Annotated in this window: 21 protein-coding genes, 2 pseudogenes, 2 riboswitches and 1 other annotated feature; of the genes and pseudogenes, 18 read left to right on the top strand and 5 right to left on the bottom strand. The window is 35.7% G+C overall.

The features are described 5' to 3' along the window. Positions 1 to 9: 9 nt before the first annotated feature. Positions 10 to 669 carry a thiamine phosphate synthase gene (gene thiE, locus G9F74_RS13585; RefSeq protein WP_016107450.1) on the top strand — a complete coding sequence of 220 codons (660 nt, stop codon included), beginning with the start codon at positions 10 to 12 and terminating at the stop codon, positions 667 to 669. 108 nt (positions 670 to 777) lie between these two features. Further along, on the top strand, positions 778 to 1,986 hold the full coding sequence (ilvA, locus tag G9F74_RS13580) for a threonine ammonia-lyase (RefSeq protein ID WP_016107451.1): 1,209 nt from the start codon (positions 778 to 780) through the stop codon (positions 1,984 to 1,986). Positions 1,987 to 2,053: 67 nt separating this feature from the next. Here ilvA and G9F74_RS13575 read toward each other — a convergent pair whose 3' ends face one another. Next, positions 2,054 to 3,367, bottom strand: coding sequence for an anaerobic C4-dicarboxylate transporter family protein (locus G9F74_RS13575; protein WP_016107452.1), 1,314 nt, complete (start codon positions 3,365 to 3,367; stop codon positions 2,054 to 2,056). A gap of 282 nt (positions 3,368 to 3,649) precedes the next feature. After that, positions 3,650 to 3,734, top strand: a riboswitch (cyclic di-GMP riboswitch). Between the two features lie 140 nt (positions 3,735 to 3,874). Here G9F74_RS13575 and G9F74_RS13570 point away from each other — a divergent pair. The 5 genes from G9F74_RS13570 to G9F74_RS13550 all read left to right on the top strand — a co-directional run bounded on the left by G9F74_RS13570 (position 3,875) and on the right by G9F74_RS13550 (position 8,685). After that, positions 3,875 to 5,614, top strand: coding sequence for a methyl-accepting chemotaxis protein (locus G9F74_RS13570; RefSeq protein ID WP_016107453.1), 1,740 nt, complete (start codon positions 3,875 to 3,877; stop codon positions 5,612 to 5,614). A gap of 61 nt (positions 5,615 to 5,675) precedes the next feature. Further along, positions 5,676 to 5,777, top strand: a riboswitch (TPP riboswitch). A gap of 101 nt (positions 5,778 to 5,878) precedes the next feature. Beyond that, positions 5,879 to 6,199 (top strand): MTH1187 family thiamine-binding protein, encoded by a 321-nt coding sequence (locus tag G9F74_RS13565; protein WP_000082906.1) that lies wholly within the window; start codon positions 5,879 to 5,881, stop codon positions 6,197 to 6,199. Then, a complete protein-coding gene (locus tag G9F74_RS13560) occupies positions 6,171 to 6,944 on the top strand; it encodes an ABC transporter permease (protein WP_016107454.1) in 774 nt (257 codons plus the stop codon). The genes G9F74_RS13565 and G9F74_RS13560 overlap by 29 nt, the downstream gene beginning before the upstream one ends. Beyond that, positions 6,941 to 7,939 carry an ABC transporter substrate-binding protein gene (locus G9F74_RS13555; protein WP_016107455.1) on the top strand — a complete coding sequence of 333 codons (999 nt, stop codon included), beginning with the start codon at positions 6,941 to 6,943 and terminating at the stop codon, positions 7,937 to 7,939. Before G9F74_RS13560 ends, G9F74_RS13555 begins: the two co-directional genes overlap by 4 nt. Further along, positions 7,936 to 8,685, top strand: a complete 750-nt coding sequence (locus tag G9F74_RS13550; RefSeq protein ID WP_000016055.1) for an ABC transporter ATP-binding protein — start codon at positions 7,936 to 7,938, stop codon at positions 8,683 to 8,685. Before G9F74_RS13555 ends, G9F74_RS13550 begins: the two co-directional genes overlap by 4 nt. 518 nt (positions 8,686 to 9,203) lie before the next feature. Here the strand turns inward: G9F74_RS13550 and G9F74_RS13545 are convergent. Further along, positions 9,204 to 11,228, bottom strand: a complete 2,025-nt coding sequence (locus G9F74_RS13545; RefSeq protein ID WP_016107456.1) for a glycosyl hydrolase family 18 protein — start codon at positions 11,226 to 11,228, stop codon at positions 9,204 to 9,206. 371 nt (positions 11,229 to 11,599) lie between these two features. On the opposite strand from G9F74_RS13545, the pseudogene G9F74_RS13540 reads away from it, so the two are divergent. The 8 genes and pseudogenes from G9F74_RS13540 to G9F74_RS30095 all read left to right on the top strand — a co-directional run bounded on the left by G9F74_RS13540 (position 11,600) and on the right by G9F74_RS30095 (position 15,412). Further along, positions 11,600 to 11,933 (top strand): annotated as a pseudogene (locus G9F74_RS13540) (DnaJ family domain-containing protein). Between the two features lie 15 nt (positions 11,934 to 11,948). Continuing rightward, positions 11,949 to 12,263, top strand: coding sequence for a thioredoxin family protein (locus tag G9F74_RS13535; protein ID WP_001091216.1), 315 nt, complete (start codon positions 11,949 to 11,951; stop codon positions 12,261 to 12,263). Between the two features lie 12 nt (positions 12,264 to 12,275). After that, positions 12,276 to 12,515, top strand: a complete 240-nt coding sequence (locus G9F74_RS13530; protein WP_016107457.1) for a hypothetical protein — start codon at positions 12,276 to 12,278, stop codon at positions 12,513 to 12,515. 126 nt (positions 12,516 to 12,641) lie between these two features. After that, complete coding sequence (locus G9F74_RS13525) at positions 12,642 to 12,785, top strand: hypothetical protein (protein ID WP_016107458.1); 144 nt, start codon at positions 12,642 to 12,644, stop codon at positions 12,783 to 12,785. A gap of 80 nt (positions 12,786 to 12,865) precedes the next feature. Beyond that, positions 12,866 to 13,447, top strand: a complete 582-nt coding sequence (locus G9F74_RS13520) for a TetR/AcrR family transcriptional regulator (RefSeq protein WP_001231936.1) — start codon at positions 12,866 to 12,868, stop codon at positions 13,445 to 13,447. A gap of 67 nt (positions 13,448 to 13,514) precedes the next feature. After that, complete coding sequence (locus tag G9F74_RS13515) at positions 13,515 to 14,747, top strand: MFS transporter (RefSeq protein ID WP_000645356.1); 1,233 nt, start codon at positions 13,515 to 13,517, stop codon at positions 14,745 to 14,747. Between the two features lie 56 nt (positions 14,748 to 14,803). Beyond that, positions 14,804 to 15,055: a helix-turn-helix transcriptional regulator gene (locus G9F74_RS13510; protein WP_080001328.1), complete on the top strand. Its 252-nt coding sequence runs from the start codon at positions 14,804 to 14,806 to the stop codon at positions 15,053 to 15,055. A 48-nt stretch (positions 15,056 to 15,103) separates the two neighbouring features. Then, positions 15,104 to 15,412, top strand: a pseudogene (locus tag G9F74_RS30095) (hypothetical protein). A gap of 43 nt (positions 15,413 to 15,455) precedes the next feature. Here G9F74_RS30095 and G9F74_RS13500 read toward each other — a convergent pair. Together G9F74_RS13500 and G9F74_RS13495 are read right to left on the bottom strand one after the other, a co-directional pair. Beyond that, the gene (locus G9F74_RS13500; protein WP_000738837.1) at positions 15,456 to 16,739 is read right to left on the bottom strand and encodes an MFS transporter; all 1,284 of its coding nucleotides are present in this window, start codon (positions 16,737 to 16,739) and stop codon (positions 15,456 to 15,458) included. A 107-nt stretch (positions 16,740 to 16,846) separates the two neighbouring features. After that, positions 16,847 to 18,160, bottom strand: a complete 1,314-nt coding sequence (locus G9F74_RS13495) for an alkaline phosphatase family protein (protein ID WP_000356455.1) — start codon at positions 18,158 to 18,160, stop codon at positions 16,847 to 16,849. Positions 18,161 to 18,313: 153 nt separating this feature from the next. On the opposite strand from G9F74_RS13495, the gene G9F74_RS13490 reads away from it, so the two are divergent. After that, a complete protein-coding gene (locus tag G9F74_RS13490; RefSeq protein WP_000383863.1) occupies positions 18,314 to 18,607 on the top strand; it encodes a YesK-like family protein in 294 nt (97 codons plus the stop codon). A 93-nt stretch (positions 18,608 to 18,700) separates the two neighbouring features. Next, positions 18,701 to 18,906 (top strand) — a binding site (T-box leader). A 47-nt stretch (positions 18,907 to 18,953) separates the two neighbouring features. Beyond that, positions 18,954 to 20,384: a proline--tRNA ligase gene (gene proS / locus G9F74_RS13485; RefSeq protein ID WP_016107459.1), complete on the top strand. Its 1,431-nt coding sequence runs from the start codon at positions 18,954 to 18,956 to the stop codon at positions 20,382 to 20,384. Between the two features lie 115 nt (positions 20,385 to 20,499). Here proS and G9F74_RS13480 read toward each other — a convergent pair whose 3' ends face one another. Then, on the bottom strand, positions 20,500 to 21,270 hold the full coding sequence (locus G9F74_RS13480) for an LPXTG cell wall anchor domain-containing protein (protein WP_131202420.1): 771 nt from the start codon (positions 21,268 to 21,270) through the stop codon (positions 20,500 to 20,502). Between the two features lie 232 nt (positions 21,271 to 21,502). Between G9F74_RS13480 and G9F74_RS30090 the strand changes: the two genes are divergently transcribed. Further along, on the top strand, positions 21,503 to 22,666 hold a 1,164-nt coding region (locus tag G9F74_RS30090; RefSeq protein WP_260407659.1), incomplete at its 3' end, for an SH3 domain-containing protein.

Here is a 22,666-nt window from a genome sequence, read left to right as displayed (position 1 = left end):
ATGAAACACATGATGCGCATTGAAACCAAGAAAATGTCTAACCTATTACAAGTGTATTTTATTATGGGAAGCAATAATTGCACGAAGGATCCGTTAGCTATATTGAAAGAAGCATTAGACGGTGGAGTAACACTTTTTCAATTTCGTGAAAAGGGAGAAGGGGCTTTAACTGGAGAGGATAGAGTGCGTTTTGCAAAGAAATTGCAGGCGCTTTGCAAGGAATATGGTGTTCCTTTCATTGTAAATGATGATGTAGAATTGGCCATTGAATTAGATGCAGATGGTGTTCATGTGGGACAAGATGATGAAGGGATTACATCTGTTCGTGAAAAGATGGGAAATAAAATTATCGGTGTATCTACACATACAATTGAAGAAGCAAAATGGGCGATTGAAAACGGAGCTGATTATTTAGGCGTTGGTCCTATTTTCCCAACGAGTACGAAAAAAGATACGAAAGCTGTTCAAGGAACGAAAGGTTTAGCTCATTTTAGAGAACAAGGAATTACAGTGCCGATCGTTGGTATCGGTGGGATTACAATTGAAAATACTGCTACCGTTATAGAAGCGGGTGCGGATGGTGTTTCAGTTATTTCTGCAATTAGTTTAGCGGATTCTGCGTATGAAAGTACGAAGCGATTAGCTGAGGAAGTAAATAAGTGTTTGTAGATAAAAGACCATGTAGTATGAAAATACTGCGTGGTCTTTTGTCGTATAAAACAAAATATGCCGCCTAAACTAGTATGTATAAACATATATTGTTTCGGAGGCGAAGGCATGATTGTATTTCAGGATATTATAGCTGCTTATGAGAAAATGAAGGGCATTGTACATATGACGCCATTAGATTATTCAAGTACATTTAGTGAGTTATCACAGAATGAAGTGTATTTAAAGCTGGAGAATTTACAAAAGACAGGCTCTTTTAAAGTACGTGGTTCTTATAATAAAATGGTTTCTCTTGAGAAAGGTGATTTAGAAAATGGTGTTGTTGCGGCATCTGCTGGAAATCATGCGCAAGGAGTCGCTTATTCTAGTAATATGCTTAGTATTCCTTGTACGATTGTGATGCCAAAAGGTGCTCCGTTAAGTAAGGTGCTTGCGACAAAAAGGTACGGTGCACATGTAGAATTACAAGGTGCTGTATTTGATGATGCATTAGCTTATGCACTAGATTTAAAAGAGAAGACAGGAGCGAAATTTGTACATCCATTTGATGATGAAGCAGTAATTGCTGGTCAAGGTACAGTCGGTCTGGAAATATTACAACAGTTGGAAGATGTAGAGGCTGTTATTTGTCCTATTGGAGGTGGAGGATTAATTGCAGGAGTTGCGATGGCAATTAAAGAACAAAAGCCATCAGTAAAAATATACGGGGTGCAGACACTTGCTTGTCCGGGAATGAAACAGTCACTTGAGGAAAAGAAGGTAATAACAGTAGAGTCGACACCAACTATGGCGGATGGAATCGCGGTTAAGAGGCCAGGTGATTTGACATTTGAACTTGTACAACGTTATGTGGACGATGTGTTTTGTGTAGATGAAATGGAAATTGCACGAACGATGTTAATGCTTCTTGAACGGAATAAATTGTTGGTTGAAGGGTCTGGTGCGAGCTCATTAGCTTCTTTGCTTTATCACAAAATCCCAATAAGAGAAAAGAAAGTCGTATCCGTACTAAGTGGTGGAAATGTCGATGTAAACTTTATTTCGCGTATTATTGAGCATGGAATGGTTGAAGCAGGACGCTTCATTCACATCGCGACAATGATTAAAGATAAGCCAGGCTATTTGCACCATTTGCTCGAGATTGTAACAAATTTTGAAGCAAATGTATTAAATATACATTTAGAACGGATTGGTACAAAGGTATTTCCAGGATATGCGCAATTGCACTTGTCATTAGAAACGAAAGATAGAAATCATATTGAAGAAATATTGAGTGGTTTAAAAAAGAAAGGGTATGTTGTAGAAGTTATTGATTGAAAAAATTAAACAAACGTTTAAATAAAAAAGCACAAACCTTTTAAAATTATAGGTTTGTGCTTTTTATTTAAAACATAATTGAAATTAAGAGCATTCCAATTCCGATAGAAGTAAAGGTTGCGATTAGGCCGGGAATCATGAAGCTATGATTTAAAACGTATTTACCGATACCTGTTGTACCAGTGCGGTCGAAGTTAATGGCAGCAACGATTGTTCCATAGTTTGGAATGAAGAAGTATCCGTTTACTGCAGGGAACATAGCAATCAGTAATGCTGGCGGAATACCAAGAGATAGTCCAAGTGGCATTAAAGCACGAACTGTTGCTGCTTGGCTGTACAGTAAAATAGATAGAATGAATAATGCGATAGCAAATAGCCATGGTGCACTTGTAACTAAGTGCTGAATTGATCCTTGAATCATATTTAAGTTTCCGTTAAAGAAAGTATCTCCCATCCAAGCGATACCGAAAATAGCAACAACTGCTGTTGCTCCAGCTTTAAAGACGTTACCAGACACAATGCTTTCTACATTTGGTTTACAGAAAATAATAATAAGAGCTGCGATGGTTAACATAACCATTTCAATTGTGTTTGGCATGGAAAGACGAATTAACTTCCCGTCAACCATCCATCCCGGACGAAGTGCTTCAAATGAACCAAGAAGTACGACAAGGAAAGTTCCTACTAGGAAAAGAATAACTGATAATTTAGCGCCTTTTACACCTACAAATTCTTTTTTCTCTTCAAGTTTAGGAATCATACCTTCTTTTAATCGTTTTAAGTATTCAGGGTCTTCATTTAGTTCTTTCCCCATTTTACTAGCAACGAATGCAGCTACCATACAAGCGATGAAAGTAGAAGGGATACTTACTTTTAAAATATCTAATAAAGTAATTTTATAGTCAGCTAACATTGCTAAAAGGGCAACTGTGGCAGCTGAAATGGGACTAGCTGTAATTGCTTGTTGAGAAGCGATTACGGCAATTGACATTGGTCGTTCGGGTCTAATTCCCGATTCACGAGAGACTTCTGCGATAACAGGAAGTACAGAATAGGCAACGTGACCAGTGCCAGCACATAGTGTGAACAAATAAGTAACAATTGGAGCGAAAAATGTAATGCGCTTTGGATTTTTTCGTAAAGCTTTCTCAGCTAGATGAACAAGATAGTCCATTCCTCCAGCGGCTTGCAAAGCACCAGCAGCAGTAATTACTGCTAAAATCATAAGCATTACATCGATAGGAGGAGCGGTTGGTTGTAAGTGGAAGACAAAAACGAGTATTGCCATACCAACTCCACCCATTACTCCTAAGCCAACTCCGCCTAGGCGTGCACCAATAAAAATGCAGAGTAATAAGGTAAGAAATTGTAGCCAAAACATGATAAATTACCTCCGAAATTCATAAGTTAAGATATATTCGAATAATTTAATTTAAATGAAAATTAATGAAATATCCGAAGGAATCTTTGGTTTATATACGTTTTTTATTATATAACATAAAAAAAGTAACATTCACGTATTTTGTTAAATTATTTCGAAAAAATAATACATTGGAATTTTATATTTATATCTCTAAATAAGTAGACATTTTAATTTGAATGTTGTAACCTTGGAAAGAGAATAATTTAATTCTCATAGAACTCCCATATCGTTCAACTCGTTCAGCGAGAAAGGCAAACTGATGGAAACATGAGTACGCAAAACTACAGGAGCTAAGGCCGAAAGGCTATGCTAGCCAGTTACCGGACGGATAGGGTTGCTCTTGACCAATGCTCTTTTCATTGGTCTTTTTTTTATTTGTAAACAAATGAGAATCATTGTCATTTGTTGGGATTTATATTTTAATAGTTTTACTTTATATTATATTAATTAAGAAAGGTGATGTTGATGAAAAAGTATTGGCATAAGTTGTCGTTTCTTCAAAAGAATGTATTGTTAACTGTGTTAGTTATTTTGACGCTTGTTGGTACTATGGGAGCGTTAAGTTTTAACATGTTTCAAAATAGTATGATGTCTATATTTGAAAGACATTCTTTTGAAACAGGAGATACGGTATTACATAAATTAGACGAAGAAATAGTGAGAGATGTTACAAAAGACCCAGTGGCACAAAGAGAAAAGAGAGAGAAGTTAACAGACAAATTAGATGAAGCAACGGAAGAATTGAATAGTGTTGGACAAACCTATATTGTTGGAGCAAAAAAAAATGAAAAAGGTGAGTTACTAATCGTCGATTTGGCTACAGGGTTAGCAAAGGTTGTTGAAGTAAGGCCGGGAGAATATTATAAACAACCAGATCTTTGGATGAAAGCATATGATAAAGTAATGAACACGAAAAAAGCGAACATGACAGAAGTATATGAAGATCAATTAGGGTCATGGGTAACGATATTAGAGCCAATTAAAGATGGAGACGGAAATATTGTGGCACTTGTTGCAGCTGATGTAGATGCCTCTATTGTTCCTAGTACAAAGGAAAAGTTCATTATACAAGGTTTAATGTTTATTTGTATTTCTGTTTTAATTGCAACTGTTATTCAATTCTTAATTGTACGTAACGCACTTGCTCCATTGCGAGATTTACGTGAAGGATTGCGCAAAGTCGGTGAAGGTGATTTAAGTATTAAATTAGAGGAAAGACCAGATGATATTGGTATTATTAATGCGTATTTTAATAATACCATCGAGAAGTTTAAAGGAATTGTAGATAAAGTGAAGCAGACAGCAGAACAGGTTTCCTCATCTTCAAAAGAATTGTCAGTGAGTACGAAAGAGAATAGCATGGCAGTTCAAGAAATCGTAAGTTCTATGGTTGGGTTAAGAGCTGGCGCTCAGTCACAAGAAACTTCAGTACCACAGTATTTAGGTATTGTATATGAAATGGAAGAAAAGATAGAAGAGATAAAAAATGCTGCAGAACAAATGGCGAAAGAGTCTGAAGGTATGGAGCATCATTCAGTAAAAGGAAATAGTGTTATTGAACAGGTGATGAATCAAATGAACATAATACAAAATGCAGTACAGGATGTATCTTCTATCATCTATTCATTGGAAACAAGATCAAAAGAAATTAGTGATATTGTAACTGTAATTACAGGTATTTCTAATCAAACTAATTCGTTAGCTTTACATGCTTCTATTGAAGCTTCACGTGCTGAGGCAACCGGAAAGGGATTTGCTGTTGTTGCTGATGAAGTGAGTAAATTAGCAGAGCAGACGAAAGCACCAGCAAAAGATATAGCAAAATTAATAGGGGAAACACAAGCTGAAATGAAAGAAGCTGTTGTTTTAATGCAAAAGGCTTCAAAAGAAGTAGAATCTGGAATTAAATTTGTTCAAAGTAGTGATGCTTTCTTTGAACAAATTTCAAAATCAGCACAATCTGTTACCAATCAAGTTAGAGCTGTTTCTAGCAATTCAAGTGATATATTGCAAAATAGCAAAAATATTGTTCGTGTTGTAAATGAACTATCACATATCGCAAATATGTATGCGAATGGTAGTAGTAATATTGAAGCGAGTATGAAAGAACAGGAAATGTCTGTACAAGATATTGCTGAATTAGCGAGTTCTTTAAGCTGGCTTTCACAGGAGTTACAAGAGTTAATTGGGGAATTTAAAAGTTAAATGAAATGATTATACATGCTTTTGTTTGTTCAATAAAATAAATCATGCTACAATGAGAACGAATTAAGAACCGGGGAGCCAATTGGCTGAGAGGATGTAAGTATACATCGACCCTCAACCTGATCTGGATAATGCCAGCGTAGGGAGTTACTTTAAAGTGATGTAGCATAAGTTATTATAGAATAACTTGTATACAAGGCTTTCCTACATGGTAGGAAAGCCTTTTCTTTTTTGGGAAACATATTTTATAAGGGGGATTTTATTATGTCACAACAAGTTACAATGTCATTTTCAGTAGTACCGCAAGCAAAAACAAAAGATGTATATTCTGTTGTTGATAAAGCAATTGAAGTTGTACAACAATCGGGAGTTCGTTATGAAGTAGGAGCAATGGAAACAACGTTGGAAGGAGAATTAGATGTACTTCTTGATGTCGTGAAACGTGCGCAGCAAGCTTGCGTCGATGCTGGAGCTGAAGAAGTGATTACTTCTATTAAAATCCATTATCGTCCAAGCACTGGTGTAACGATAGATGAAAAGGTTTGGAAGTACCGTGATGAATATGCAAAACCAGAAGCAATCTAAACTTATTACAACAATTTGGCTTATCCTTCTCATTGTGATATGGGAAGGATCTGTTTCATTATTTAAAATCGAACCGTGGATTTTACCAAAGCCTTCTGCCATTGTTCAAGAATTAATTGGAATGAAGGATTTACTATTACCAAATACGATGCAAACACTGCAGGAAGTTATAATCGGACTATTTTTTGCGATTTTACTTGGGACGAGCATTGCAATTATTATGGACGTGATACCTTTATTTCGTATTTTAATAAATCCGTTGCTCGTTATTTCGCAAACGATTCCAATCGTTGTACTTGCACCGTTATTTATTATTTGGTTTGGATATGGGATGTTGCCGAAAGTAATGGTCGTCATACTCGTTTGTTTCTTCCCAATTGCGCTTAGTATTTTAGAAGGTTTTCAAACTGTAGATAAAAATATGTTGAAATTGTTGCAAACAATGAAAGCAACGAAATGGCAAGTTTACCAGAAAGTAAAGTTTCCGGCAGTGCTCCCATACTTTTTCTCGGGTTTAAAAATTGCAGTTACATATAGCGTGATGGGGGCAATTATCGGAGAATGGCTCGGTGCAAGTGAAGGGTTAGGGGTTATGCTTACGAGAGCTACAAAATCCTTTTTAACTGCTCGAGTATTTGGTGTTGCAGCAATTATCGTCATGGTGACATTATGCCTGTATTTTATCGTGGAGTTTATGGCAAGAATAACAGCACCATGGATATATAGAAAGGACGGCAGAAAATGAAAAAAGGTTTAAAAATTATGTTAGCTGCTTTATTAGCAGTAAGTGTGGCTGGGTGTAATCCGGCGAAGAAAGAAGAAAGTGCAAGTAAAGATAAAAAAGTAAAAGTTGTTTTAGATTGGTTTCCAAATACGAATCATACTGGCTTATATGTAGCGAAAACGAAAGATTATTACAAAAAACAAGGGCTTGATGTAGAAATTATCCAGCCTGGTGATAATGTAACAGCAGAGCAGATGATTGCTTCTGGGAAAGCAGATTTTGCGATAAGTGCACAGGAAAATGTAACATTAGCTCGTGTTGAAGGAATCCCAGTTGTTTCTGTTGGTGCAATTATTCAGCATAATACCTCTGCTTTTGCATCACTAAAAAAAGATAATATGACGTCACCGAAAGACTTTGAAGGTAAACGTTATGGCGGCTGGGGAGGTCCAGCAGAAGAAGCGACGTTAAAAACAATTATGGAGAAAAATCAAGCTGATTTTAATAAAGTCGAAAAAATCATCTTAGGACAAACAGACTTCTTCAAATCAATCGGTCGTGATGCGGACTTTGAATGGATTTATTATGGATGGGATGGCATTGAAGCGAAGCGTCAAGGAAAAGAGTTAAATACGATTATGGTGAAAGACTTAGATCCAGCGCTTGATTTCTATAGTCCTGTTATTATTACGAGTGAAAAACATACGAAGCAAGATAAAGACTTCGTGAAAAAGTTTATGACTGCAACGACAGAAGGTTATAATTTTGCAATTAAAGAGCCGAAAGAAGCTGCTGATATTTTAATTAAAGCTGTTCCAGATGTGAATAAGGAATTAGTACAAGAAAGTCAAAAGTGGTTAAGTACGAAGTATCAAGATGATGCAAAAGCGTGGGGAGTACAGAAGGAAGAAGTTTGGACGAATTACATGAATTTCTTATACGACAACAAAGTTATTAAAAAGAAAATTGATGTAAAAGATGCTTTTACAAATGAATTCCTTCCAAGTGAAAAATGAGCGGATTACAAATAAAAGATATTGTGAAATCTTTCGATGGAAAGAATGTATTAGCAAATATTAGTGCCTCTATACAGGAGGGAGAGTTTGTCTCTTTTGTCGGTCCAAGTGGTTGTGGGAAAAGCACATTGTTAAATATGATTGCGAGTGTTGAAGAGCCAACGAGTGGAGAGGTATTTTATAACGAGGAACATGTGAGAAAACAAGATGTTGTAAGCTATATGCCACAACAAGATTTATTATTACCGTGGCGATCGGCTTTACAAAATATTGTTCTTCCATTAGAAATTGAGGGGAAATCTAAAAAACAAAGGTTAACAGAAGGAATGGAAGCATTAAAGCAGTTTGAGTTAGATGAATATGCGGATCATTATCCTGATGCATTATCTGGTGGTATGCGCCAAAGAATTAGCTTTCTTCGTACATACTTATGTGAGAAGCCAATTATGCTACTTGATGAGCCTTTTGGAAAATTAGATGCATTTACAAAAATGGAAGTACACAGTTGGCTTTTAAATTCTTGGCATCAAGAAAAGCAAACAATTGTTATGGTTACACACGACTTAGATGAAGCAATTTTGCTTTCTGATCGCGTATTTATTTTATCTCAAAGACCAGCATCAATAGTTGGTGAAGTGCAAGTGAAATTACCTCGTCCTCGAACGATGGATATGTTAACATCATTGGAGTTAAAGAAGGATAAGGAAGAAATTTTAAGTGTATTAGCTCCTTATATGAAAAAATAGAAAAAGTCTTTTAACAGTTTTAATCGTTTCACATGAGCTTCTTTCTATGAAACGTGGATAACGAAAGTATGGAATATCGAAGAATGGAACGTTTAAAAATAATCACAAAGAAAAGGCCGTAGCTTATATAAGCTACGGCCTTTTCTTTGTGATTAACATGATTTTCGAGAACTCTTACATGAGAATTGTATGAAGAAGCACTCTTATGGTGCGCTTATAAGCGTGCTTTTTCTGCGATTATGTTTATATTTATAATAATATTAGACGCCTTTCCCTAATAGGCAACTATCTTTTTTGTATATATAGATAGCTTGAAATGGAATAAAAATTATTCCTATATATAAAGAATAAGGTGATTAGTATGGGAAGACAATAGAAATTAAAGGAAATTCATGTAAAATTCAGATGAACTTCACGCAAACTTCATATTGAAAACTAAATATAATTATAATCGGTTATTGTAATTTTAATTTGTGATTTTTCGCAAACTTTAGTGAAACAATTAAAGAATGTTACGTCTAGTTTTCGCTAATAACGGCATTTAAAAGTTCGGCAGGGTTACCTGTTCCTGCACCTCCTATTGTAATGGATCCACCAGGAGGAATTTCACCGTTCCATCCGGCATTTGTAATTACATAATGATTATTTGTTTTACTACTAATTTTAGAATCCCAAACTTGTGTTAAATTGCCGTTATAATCAAATTCTAACTTCCAGTTTTTAATAGGGCTTGTGCCGTTATTTTTAATTACAATTGAGAAGTTATAGCCACTTCCCCAATTTGAAGTAACTGAAAATGTAGCCTTACCATTACCATCAGGAGGCGTTGTGTTAGCATCATCAGTTTTTACAATAATAGAATTAGGTTGTGATTTATTCCCGGCAGCGTCCTTTGCTAGTATTGAAAAAGTGTATTCCGTATTAGGTTTCAAATTTTTAATTGTAATGCTATTTGATGTTGTACTCCATTTTTCTTCCCCAGCAGTAACTTCATATTCAGTAACTCCCACATTATCAGTAGATGCAGTCCAGCTTAATTGGACTGAGCTTGAGGTTTTATTAGTAACCACAATGTTTTTTACGTTCGTTGGTGATTCAGTATCTTTTTGACTGATAGGTCCACCAAGTAATTCGGTTACTAACGTATCAAGCAATTTTGGACCACTACAGCTATATTTTGGACTTGTGCGACAGTCACCACTAAGTTCCCAAAACATTGCTCCACTTAAACCTTTCGTTTTTATATAATCTGTTTTATATTTCATAGATTCATTGTCATCGTAGCTAATAAATGTGTCTGTAGTAGCATTGTATAAATAAGGTACTTTAGCTGTATCATTCCAATAGCGTACAAAACCATTTTTGTTTACGTAATTCGCTGCTAAATCACCGTAATCATAAACACCCGTATCACCAGTAGAATAATCATCCCAAGTACCTTTAGATGCTAGTTTGCCATCACTACCTGGTTTACATGGTTGATATTGCCCATTATTATCTTTTCCACAACTTTTCCAACCACGTCCGTAAAATGGTACGCCTAATACGAGTTTATCAGCTGGTACACCTTCATTTTTATAAACGTCAATAGCTCCATCTACGTAAAATTTCGTATCAGCTGCTGGATCATTCGGATCTTTATATAATGCGGCATTATGGTTAGAAGTTGCTTCCCAACCGCCGTGGAAATCATATGTCATAATATTAATCCAATCGAGTATTTGAGAGATTTTCTTTAACTCTGTATGATCGGCATAACGTTGACTTGCCCCTGAAGCAATTGTTAATAAATATTGTTTTCCATCTTCAGTACCGGCTTTATTTAAAGCATTTCGGACATCTTGAAGAAGGAGCGTGAAATTTTGTTTATCTTCAGGACGGTAACTACCACCAGGAATCGTTTCAACACCTGGATATTCCCAGTCTAAATCGACGCCGTCAAATCCGTATGCACGTAGGAAATCGACTGTTGATTCTGCGAATACTTTTCTAGTTTTTTCATCAGCTGCCATATCAGAAAATCGATTAGACCAAGTCCAGCCTCCGACGGAAATAATGGTTTTTAAATGAGGGTATTTAGCTTTTAGTCGTTTTAATTCTCCGAAGTTGCCACAACGGGCATATTTATCACAATCTTCCCAAGTTGTACCTGATCCTGGATAAAATTTTGTGACATCAGCCCAGGGCTCACCTAATACGAGAGTACCATTAGGAACTTCTTTATTTTGCAACGGTACACCAGATTCTTTACAGTTCCATGTTTGTTTATTTGGATTATCGGGATGTGTAGAAGGATTTCCATGTTTTCCATTCCAGCAAATATCAGCAAACGCATAGTTTAAATGAGTGAGCTTTGATGCATCGATGTCTGCAACTTGATAATTACGTCCGTAGATGCCCCACGAAGGAAAGTACCCAATAATTTTTTGGTTTTGCGTTGGTGAATTTGCTGATGCGAGATTTGGAGTAATAAAATTTGCGAGAAAAAGAGGTAAGAAGAGTAGTAGAGATAGCAATAGTAATGTGAATTTTTTTGACCTCATAGTCATTTCCCCTTTCAAGGTAAAAGATATATTTAAAGGCATTTGCCGATAAATCAAAGTGAATCTAGACGTATGAAACGTCTAGATAAAAATGATCAGACATCACGAAGTCTATACAAGGGAGCTGGGGTGATTAAATCGTAACAAATGTAAGATTTAGTGTAAACGCTTTATTGTATGAAGAAAGACTTTCTCAATACAAAAAGGCTTTAATACAAACTGCATATGAAAATGAAAGACCGGTGAGGAAGAAAATAGCTTATTATAAATAAATTTGAGAAAAAATTGTATGAAGTCAACTTGTAATGGTGTGGTAAGATGGTGAAATTTCATATAAAATAATAGTAAAAATATGTAAGTGAGAGGATAGTGTGGATGTGTTTTTGAACATTGCTGAAGAAAAGGTTCGACAAGCAATCTGGAATGGTGATCTGGATTATATTTCGAGAAAAGGAAAACCACTACAATTAGAAGATCTTTTAATGGTACCTCTAGAGTTAAGGATGAGCTATAAAATTTAAAAAATGCGGGAATGATTCCAGCAGAAATGGAATTACAAAAGATATATTAAAAATAGAAGATTTAATTGCTTGCTGTTATGATGAAGTAGAGAGGAAAAAATTACAAGAAGGGTTAACAGCAAAAACGTTGTGTTTTCAGCAGGTAATGGAAAAGAGAAAGATAGTTCAGCATTTCGTAAATTAAGTTAAGAGGGATAAGATGAATACATTTGAAACGATAGAAGAATTAGCAACATATATTGAAGAACAGCAATTAGTACTTCTATTTATTAAAACAGAAAATTGTGGTGTTTGTGATGTCATGTTAAGGAAAGTAAATTACGTATTAGAGAATTATGATTACGTAGAGAAAATAGAGATATTACTACAAGACATGCAAGAAGTTGCGGGGCGATATGCAGTATTTACAGGGCCGACAATTTTGTTATTTCATAATGGAAAAGAGATCCTTCGTGAATCGCGCTTTATTTCACTTGAAAATTTAGAGAGAACCATTCAATTATTCGAGAATTAGGGAGGTTTTTATATGGAATTTATTATTGTCATACTATTATTTGTTGTCATTGGAATAATTGTAATAGCTGTTCGATCAAACAAAAAGAAAGTAAACCTTACGAAACAAAATAACATACATAATTCGTCTAATAACTCATCACCGCTTTTTTTCTTTGCTGGATCTGATAATAATGACAGCTCACATGATAGCAGTTCACATGACTGTGGAGGGTCTTTTGGAGGAGATAGTGGAGGTAGTTGCGGTGATTGATAAGAATACGCCTTATATAGGCGTATTTCTTTTTTAAACAAACGTTTGATTAGTTGGCTTACATACGCACACTAACAGTTAAATAAACGTTTGTTTAATATTTTTAACATGATAAGGAGAATGGAAATGGGAAGGGAACCGAAAATGAAAAATAAAGGGAAAGTAGCATTGTTTTTATTAGTTGCTGGAGGTGTATTTCTTGTTAAACTTGGATTTAAATTTGGAACAATACATATGATCCGAACTTGGTTTGAAAGTACGTTTTCGTAAATAAGGAATATAGCCTCTTGCGAAAGAGGTTTTTCATTTGTTATCATTAGACTGAACGGTCGGTTTAAAGGGGTGTGAGTATGAGAAAAAGCGCAGAAGAGATAAAGAAGGAAATTGCATACAAAGCAGAAAATCTGTTTTCACAAAAAGGCTATGCAGCCACATCTATGGAAGATATTTGTGAAATTACAGAGCGAAGTAAAGGGAGTATTTATTACCATTTTAAAAGTAAAGAAGAATTATTTTTATTTGTAGTAAAACAGCATACGTATGATTGGCTTGAAAAATGGAATGAAAAAGAGAAGTTGTATAGTACTAGTATTGAAAAATTATATGGTCTCGCAGAATATTATGTAGAGGATATACAACAACCTATTTCGAGTGCAATAGAGGAATTTTCTATGAGCCAAGTTGTGAGCAAAGAGGTTCTAGATGAATTATTAGCTTTAACTAGAGAATCATATGTTATGTTTGAGAGATTAATCGAAACAGGTATACAGTCTGGAGAGTTTCGTGAAGAAAATGCGCGCGATTTGATGTATATTGTACATGGCTTATTATCAGGGCTTGGAGTGCTTTACTATGAGCTAGATTATAACGAGTTAAAGCGAGTTTATAAAAAGGCAATAGATGTATTGTTAAAAGGGATGGCAGCTGAATAATAAGTCAGCGGCTTTTCTTTTAAAATGAATTAGACCGAATGGTCGGTTTATAAAAGGAGGAGCGGAAATGAAAGCTTTATTTAAAAATCGAGCATTTATGCTCGTTATGGCATCCGATATTTTACAACAATTTGCGATTTGGATCAGAAATATGGCCCTATTGTATTTCATAATGGAGCGGACGAATAATGATCCAGTTTCAGTCTCACTATTATCGGTCATGGAATATGCACCTATTTTTATTTTTTCTTTCATTGGTGGCGCGTTAGCAGATCGCTGGAACCCGAAAAGAACAATGGTTGCTGGGGATGTGTTAAGTGTACTGTCTATTATAGGGATTGTTTTATTGTTAAAGATTGATTACTGGCAGGCAATATTTTTTGCGACACTCGTTTCCGCAATTGTAGGTCAGTTTTCTCAGCCTTCATCTTCACGCATATTTAAGCGCTATGTAAAGGAAGAACAGGTAGCAAATGCGATTGCATTTAACCAAACATTACAGTCATTGTTTATGATTTTCGGACCAGTTGTAGGATCGCTTGTGTATACACAACTTGGTTTATTTACGTCACTATATAGTTTAATCATTTTATTTTTATTATCTGCTATCGCCCTTTCATTTTTACCGAAATGGATTGAACAAGAGCAAGCAGTGAAGGGATCATTAAAAAATGATATAAAAGAAGGATGGAAATACGTTCTTCATACGAAAAATTTACGTATGATTACGATCACTTTCACAATTATGGGCTTAGCTGTTGGATTAACGAATCCATTAGAGGTGTTTCTTGTAATAGAACGTCTTGGAATGGAAAAGGAAGCAGTTCAATATTTAGCAGCAGCGGATGGAATAGGTATGCTAATCGGTGGTATTGTTGCTGCGGTTTTCGCTTCAAAAGTAAATCCGAAAAAGATGTTTGTATTTGGTATGAGTATATTAGCAATCTCATTTTTAGTCGAAGGGTTGTCCACATCATTTTGGATTACTAGTTTGATGCGATTTGGAACAGGTATTTGTTTAGCTTGTGTTAATATCGTTGTCGGTACGCTTATGATTCAACTTGTACCAGAAAATATGATTGGAAGAGTAAATGGAACCATTTTACCAATGTTTATGGGGGCAATGTTAATTGGAACATCACTAGCTGGAGGATTGAAGGAAATGACTTCATTAGTTATTGTATTTTGTATAGCGATGTCACTTATTTTATTAGCGATTGGACCAGTTCTACGCATGCAAATAAATAAAGAAGATGTCGCTAATAAAGAGGAACTAACAAATTCGTTAGCCTCGAAATAACCATTGTAAGGGAGCAGAATTGCTCCCTTTTCTTGTGGCAGTCTTTTGACAATGAAATGTACCGATTATATACTAATGTTGTAAAAACGATTTTACATGTTAGGAGAAAAGATGTGAAAAATCAAATTTATGAATTACGCACTGAAAATAATATTTCACAAGGTGCATTAGCTGATAAGTGTAGCGTATCAAGACAGACGATAAATGCAATTGAGAATAATAAATATGATCCAAGCTTAGCGTTAGCTTTTCGTTTAGCGGAAGTATTGGGAACAACTGTTGATAAACTATTTTTGTATAAGCTGTAGGGGAAAGAGAAAATAAGTCTTTTAGTTACGACATTAGTAGTTATAAGTATGCTAGCATTTGCACTTTACTATTGGTTAATTGAACTTCAAGTAAACTGGTATGCACTATTTATTTGTAGCATCGCATAATGTTGAAGGGCAAATGAGGAGAAGAAAGATTTAGAAAAACATGTATGAAAAACAAGTGCAAATGTTACATATTATGTACGCATTGTATTTATTTTTTGGTTTTTTTTCGCATCGGTAGGTTTTAATAAATGGATAGATTTTCATGATGTACCGCTTTTACTTACGTTATGTGCCGCTAGAGTTGTAAAGCCAGCTGTAGAGTTTTTACTTGTAAAGCGTTATCGTTAAAAATAAAGAAAGATCCTCTTCTTGTGTGAAGGGGATCTTCTTTTTATAGCGTTTTAGTTTTCGGATTAGGTGGTGTAACGGGTGTATCATTTTCAGGAACTCTAGTTAATAAGAATCCACCTATAATAAACAATACGATAATACTAAGGACACCAGCGTTTGTTTTTCCCGTTAATTGCGTTGTAACACCGACTAATACTGGACCCATGATCGCGGCAAACTTGCCAAATATATTATAAAATCCGAAGAATTCATTTGCCGATTCTTTAGGTACTAGTTTTGCAAAATAGGAACGACTAAGTGCTTGAATACCACCTTGAGAAGTGGCAACTAACATTGCTAAAATCCAGAAATCGAGTGTCGTTTTTAAGAAATAAGCATATGTGCAAATGATGATATAAATAATAATACCAACATATAGCATTTTTTTCCCTGTAAATGTTTCTGATAATTTTCCGTATAATAAAGCGAATGGACAAGCTACAATTTGTGTGACAAATAAGATGATTAATAGATTCGTTGCACTAATACCGAGATCTGTTCCGTAAGCGGTAGACATAGTAATAATTGTATCGACCCCGTCAATGTAGAAGAAATAGGCGATTAGGAACATAAAGACTGTTTTATATTCTTTAATATTTTTAAAAGTATCAGCAAGGCGTTTGAAGCTCATTGCAATTGGTCTTGGATGGCGTTCAATATAATGTGTTTGCTCTACGTTTTTTAGCATTGGAATTGTAAATAATCCCCACCAAAGAGCTGTTATTGCGAATGAAATTTGACTGGCAATGCCGACTGATAAAGGGATAGTGCCTTTTTGAGCAAGAATAATAAGAGCGATACAACCGATAAAAGGAATTGTGCTCCCAATATAGCCTAATGCAAAGCCTCGTGTAGAAATTCGATCCATTCTATCTTTAGAGGTAACATCTACTAAAAATGCATCATAAAAAATGTTTGCTCCAGCAAAACCGACTAGTGCTAGCATATAGCAACCTAGTAATAAGTACCACTGGGATGTTGGGACGACTGCTAGCATACTTGTAAATACGATGCCGAGTCCAAAGAAGAATGTGAAAAATCGTTTTTTAAACCCTTTATAATCAGCAACTGTGCCGAGAATAGGAGCAAGTATAGAAATTAAAAGTGTAGCGAATGAGTTTGCATATCCCCAATATGCTGTTGAAGTTGCACCAGATAGTCCAGCTTCTTTTGCAGCTGCTTTAAAGTAAATTGGGAATAGTGCAGTTGTAATGACGAGCGAATATACCGAATTCGCCCAATCATATAATATCCAGCTTTTTTCTTGTCTGGACATTTTTTTCATATAATGTTCCCCCTTAAATTGTTCTACTAACAGTGTACAAAAATAAAAATTATAAAAAGAGAAACAGTGATGATTTTTACATAACTTTTACAAATATACACAGTTCTTTACAATTGTAGTAAATCCTCTATAATGGATCCGTCTGTTTCGCCTAAGTGCAAACCGAGTAATCTTGCGATAGTCGGACCTTCATCAATAAGTCTCATATACGGGATTGTAACGCCACTTTGAATACCTTTTCCAGCAGCGATAAAAATTGTTTCATAGTTAGGCTTTGTTGGGGAGTAACCATGAGTTCCAAATGTATATTTTTTACTAGAAGTAACATCTTTTTTAGTAATTTCTTTTATAAAATCACCGGTATAATTTTCAGTGAAATAATACCCCTCTTGTGCTTCCAACATAAATAAACAATTACCATCTGCACCGGATTCTTTCGCCGCTTCATCATGAAGTATAAATTCAATGCCATTTTGTTTATTTTGAAGCAGTTCTTCAAGAAGTAGTTGTACTTCCCGAATGGTATCCGTATCGTTTTTGTCTTTCACATATACATAGGCAGAACCGTCGCAACTTTGACAGTAGGCCTTCCAGTCTACTAATTTACCTTCTTTATTTAGAGATATAAGCTCTTTTTGATGGAATAGCACATTTAATTGAATTGATTTGTTTTCACTTAAAGCGCTATGATCACCAAGGGCAATAATTGTACTTTCTTCGTATATTCCACTTTCTTTTAATGCATGAATAATTTTTCCTAGACGTTCGTCGTGCCTATGGATAGCTGCTATTGTTTCGTTAGATTCAAAGCCATGATAGTGTCTTTGTGTGTCTAAATCAGTGAAATGCACAAACATGACATTAGGCCTTTTTGTAAGGATTGTATGTACAGCAGAAGCAAGAACGAAATCATCGAGTTCAGGTTGTGATAATCCATTTCGTATATGACCGAACCGTCGATTTAAATCTAATTGGTATAGCGGGCTACCGCTAAATAATGAAACTAAAATTTGATTTTGCCACGGTCTATTTGGAAAGATTTCCGGTAAATTGTAATCAATGTTTGCTCTTCCAGTAACAGGCCAAAGAAGGGCTGCTGTCGTTAAATTTGCTTTGCGTGCTTCATCATATAATGTTGTTCCTTTTATCGATTTCCGGTACCAATGCCAATCTGGTGATTCACGTCCTGGTTGAAGTAAAGTATTGGTAACAACACCATGTTTATTAGGGTAGTTTCCAGTAACGATTGTTGAGTGGCTTGGATATGTTACAGAAGGATAAATTGGTTCTACTTTTTCTACAACCGCGCCCTTTTTTATTAGAGATTGGAAGTTAGGTAATTTTTGTAGTATAGGAAAATCTAAAGCTGATAAACAGTCGAATGATAAAATAATGACACGATTAGTTAATGCTTTATCCATAAAGTAATCCTCCTAATTATATAAAACCTATTCTTATATATTACTATTAATACCTAGTAATAAAAATATGTTTCTGAATAAAATTTATTATTTATTTTCAGAAAAATTAAACATATAATAAGTATAAGGGATTGAATGAAAGGAGGGAATACTATGGACTGGCTAGATGGATTTGGTATTTTTTACATCATTGGTGGAATCACGATTCTCCTAGTATTTGCTATTTCATATTTACTAAAGAAACGTTTTCCAGACAAACAGTTTGATATTATATTTTCACTTAGTTTAGTACTTCTTTGTTTAGCTTTCTTTCCTGTAACAATGATAGCTATTGGTGGGTGGGAAGGAATGGGATATGGATTTATTTGTTTCTTCGTTCTACTTGGTACACTTATCGGTATGGTTGCACATCAACTTGTGAAAATCGTTCGAAAGAGCTACGTATAAAACTACAAAAAATGAAAAGAATATATAAAAATAAGAAAATTAGCTATTGTTTTAAAAAAGAATTTGTATTATGATAATCAACAAATTTATTTCGTTATAACGCTGAAAAAGGACTAGTACATGTCCAACCTTTTTTGCAGAGAGAGAATCCGTTTGGCTGAAAGATTCTTAAAGGGCGATATGGAACCTACCTTTGAGTTCTGCATATGCAGCGGGAAATTCCCGTTATCAAAAAGAGAGCATATACAATTTTTGTGTATGAATCAGGGTGGTAACGCCGGCAAAGCTCGGTCCCTATTTAGGGGCGCGGGCTTTTTTGTATTTTCTAAAAGGAGGAAGACTGACTATGGCAAAAGAACAAGTGCAAGCCATTACGAAGATGGAAGAGGACTTTGCGCAGTGGTATACCGATATTGTAAAAAAAGCTGAACTTGTTGACTATTCAAGTGTAAAAGGGTGTATGATTCTGCGTCCGTACGGTTATGCCTTATGGGAGAATATGCAGAAAGTGATGGATGAAGAGTTAAAGGAAACTGGTCATGAGAATGTGTATATGCCAATGTTTATCCCAGAGAGTTTATTGCAAAAAGAGAAGGATCATGTTGAAGGATTTGCTCCTGAAGTAGCATGGGTTACGCATGGCGGGGATGAAAAGTTAGCGGAAAGACTTTGTGTACGTCCTACATCGGAAACTTTATTCTGTGAGCATTTCTCAAAGATTGTTCAATCATATAATGATTTGCCAAAGTTATATAATCAGTGGTGTTCAGTAGTTCGTTGGGAAAAGACAACGAGACCATTCCTTCGTACGACTGAATTTTTATGGCAAGAAGGCCATACGATTCATGAAACGGCAGAAGAATCGCAAGCTGAAACGTTAAATATTTTAAATCTATATGCCTCTTTCTGTGGGGAATACTTAGCGATACCAGTAATTAAAGGACAAAAAACAGAAAAAGAAAAGTTTGCGGGAGCGAAGGCAACTTATACGATTGAAAGTTTAGTGCATGATGGAAAAGCACTTCAAACAGGAACATCTCATAACTTTGGAACGAATTTCTCTGAAGCATTTGATATTAAGTTTTTAGATCGTAACGGTAAGTGGCAATATGTACACCAGACTTCGTGGGGTGTATCAACGAGAATGATAGGTGGACTTATTATGGTCCATAGTGATAATAACGGACTTGTAATGCCGCCCAAAGTCGCTCCAGTACAAGTTGTTATTGTACCTATTGCTCAGCATAAAGAAGGTGTGTTAGAAAAAGCAACAGAGTTACAAGGACGTATTCAGAAGGTTGCGCGTGTAAAAATAGATGCTAGCACTAAAACACCGGGCTGGAAATTTAATGAGTATGAAATGAAGGGAATTCCAATTCGATTAGAAGTGGGTCCAAAGGATATTGAAAAGAATCAAGTTGTACTTGTAAGAAGAGATACGAAAGAAAAAGAATGTATATCAATGGATCAATTAGAAGAACGCATTCCATCATTACTGGAGGAAATTCATCATTCTTTATTTAATAAAGCAAAAGTATTTCGCGATGAGAATACGTATAGTGTGACGAATTTCGAAGAGATGAAAAAAGCAGCTGATGAAAAGCAAGGGTTTATTAAGGCGATGTGGTGTGGAGAACTAGCTTGTGAAGAGAAATTAAAAGAAGAAGTTGGAGTATCTTCACGTTGTATGCCTTTTGAGCAAGAACATTTAGCTGACGAATGTATTTGCTGTAGTAAAGAAGCAAAGCACATGGTCTATTGGGGAAAAGCATATTAATACGCTTTCTGATAGATGCCAAAAGGACTTTGGGTTGCATAATAAACTGCAATCCAAAGCCCTTTTTAGTTTTATATTGGTTTCATGTATTTTTTAGATGGAAGGATGTTGGTCTTTATTTTGCATTTTTACGGCGAATAAACAATAACATACCAATTAGGAATGTTGAAAGTCCTATTAAAATAGATGCAGGATAATGTGCTGCAGTATTAGGTAACTTATCACCTTGTTTTGTCGCATTATCTTTTACGTTACCACCTTGTGAACTGCTATCCCCTTTAACTCGATTGCCATCTTGGGAGCCTTTGCCATCTTGCAAACTGCTATCGCCCTTAACTCGATTGCCACCAGAACCGTTGCCACTAGAGCCGTTGCCACCGGAACCACTGCCATCAGAACCGTTGCCACCGGAACCATTGCCATCAGAACCGTTGTCACCAGAACCGCTACCGCCAGAACCGTTGCCATCAGAGCCGCTGCCACCAGAACCGTTACCACCAGAACCACTGCCACCAGAACCACTGCCATCAGAGCCGCTGTCACCAGAGCCGCTACCACCAGAACCGTTGCTACCAGAGCCGCTGCCACCAGAACCACTGCCATCAGAGCCGCTGCCACCAGAACCGTTACCACCAGAACCACTGCCACCAGAACCACTACCATCAGAGCCGCTGCCACCAGAACCGCTGTCATCAGAACCGCTACCACCAGAACCGTTGCTTCCTGGAGGTTTATTATTATCTTTTGAGTTTCCTTCTGCTAAATGATCGCTGTTTTGTACAATAGCGTTTGTTGGAGAGAAGTTTTCCGTGGCTGCATTACCGATATTCAAGCCGCTAAAAAAAGATAAAGAAAGTGTTGATGCTAAAATGAAGATTTTCGTCATTGTTTTCCTCCTGAAAAATTAATATTCCATCTAAAATACATCCCTTTGTAATATTTCATAGGAGATATAGTTTTATGCAAAAAACTATATAGATAAGATGTTCACAAATTTTATGGCTATATTTAGATATTCAAAATAAATATTTCGGAATGATATGTTAAGATTAATAGTAAGAAGAATAAAAAAGGGAGGGCTGAAGAATATAGGATTTCTTATATTCTTATAAAAAATTATGAAACAAACAACAAAACAAATAATAACAGGTACATTTCTAGCGACAGCAACATCTTTTATTTCGACGCATGCCTTTGCAGAAAGTGATAATTTAGCGACAGTAAATGCAACAAATTTAAATATACGTGAACAACCTACAACTCAAGGGAAAGTTATAGGAACAGTAAAAAAGGGAACAAATGTACAAGTTTTAAGTAAGGAAAAAGAATGGGCTAAAATTTCTCATGATGGAAAAGAGGGGTATGTCACATTACAATTTTTAGGATTTTCGAATGGAAATCCAAACGTTGAACAAAAACAACAATTAACGATTAATAATGGACAAAAAGAAGAGGGAATTGTTACGGCAACTCGTTTGAATGTACGTAATAGTCCAACTCTAGGTAGTTCAATGATTGGCTATGTTCAAAAAAATGAAAAAGTAACGGTATTAGGAAAAGCGAACGGCTGGGCAAAGATTGAATATAAAGGAAAAGAGGGATATGTATCTTTAGAGTTTTTAAAATTTGGAGATGCAATTCAAACACCTGACACTTCTGGCCAAAAGCAACTGCAACCAACAATCAAAAATGGAGCACAAGAAGTAGGAACAATCAATGCAACAAGCTTACGAGTAAGAAGCGCAGCGAATACAAGTAGCTCGGTTTTAGGGAACCTAAAAAATGGTGAAAAAGTAACAGTACTAGGAAAAGCGAATGGTTGGGCAAAAATAAGCTATCAAGGAAAAGAAGGGTATGTATCGTTAGAGTTTGTGAAAATTGATGGCAACACAGAAGAGATAAAAAAGCCGGAACAACCGAAAACATCAGATGCAACGATTAAAAATGGAACGCAAGAAGTAGGAACGATCAATGCGACAAGTCTCCGAGTAAGAAGCGCGGCGAATACAAGTAGCTCGGTTCTAGGAAACTTAAAAAATGGTGAAAAAGTAACAGTACTAGGAAAAGCAAATGGCTGGGCGAAAATCAGCTATCAAGGAAAAGAAGGGTATGTGTCGTTAGAGTTTGTGAAGTTAGAAGCAGGAAAACAAGAAGAAAAGCCAGCGGAAAACATTACGAATGGAACGCAAGAAGTAGGAACGATTAATGCGACAAGTCTCCGAGTAAGAAGTGCGGCAAATACAAGTAGCTCGGTTCTAGGAAACTTAAAAAATGGTGAAAAA

The organism is Bacillus sp. EKM202B, from assembly GCF_011066025.1.
Lineage (GTDB): Bacteria > Bacillota > Bacilli > Bacillales > Bacillaceae_G > Bacillus_A > Bacillus_A toyonensis.
This window is presented reverse-complemented; position numbering and strand designations above follow the sequence as displayed.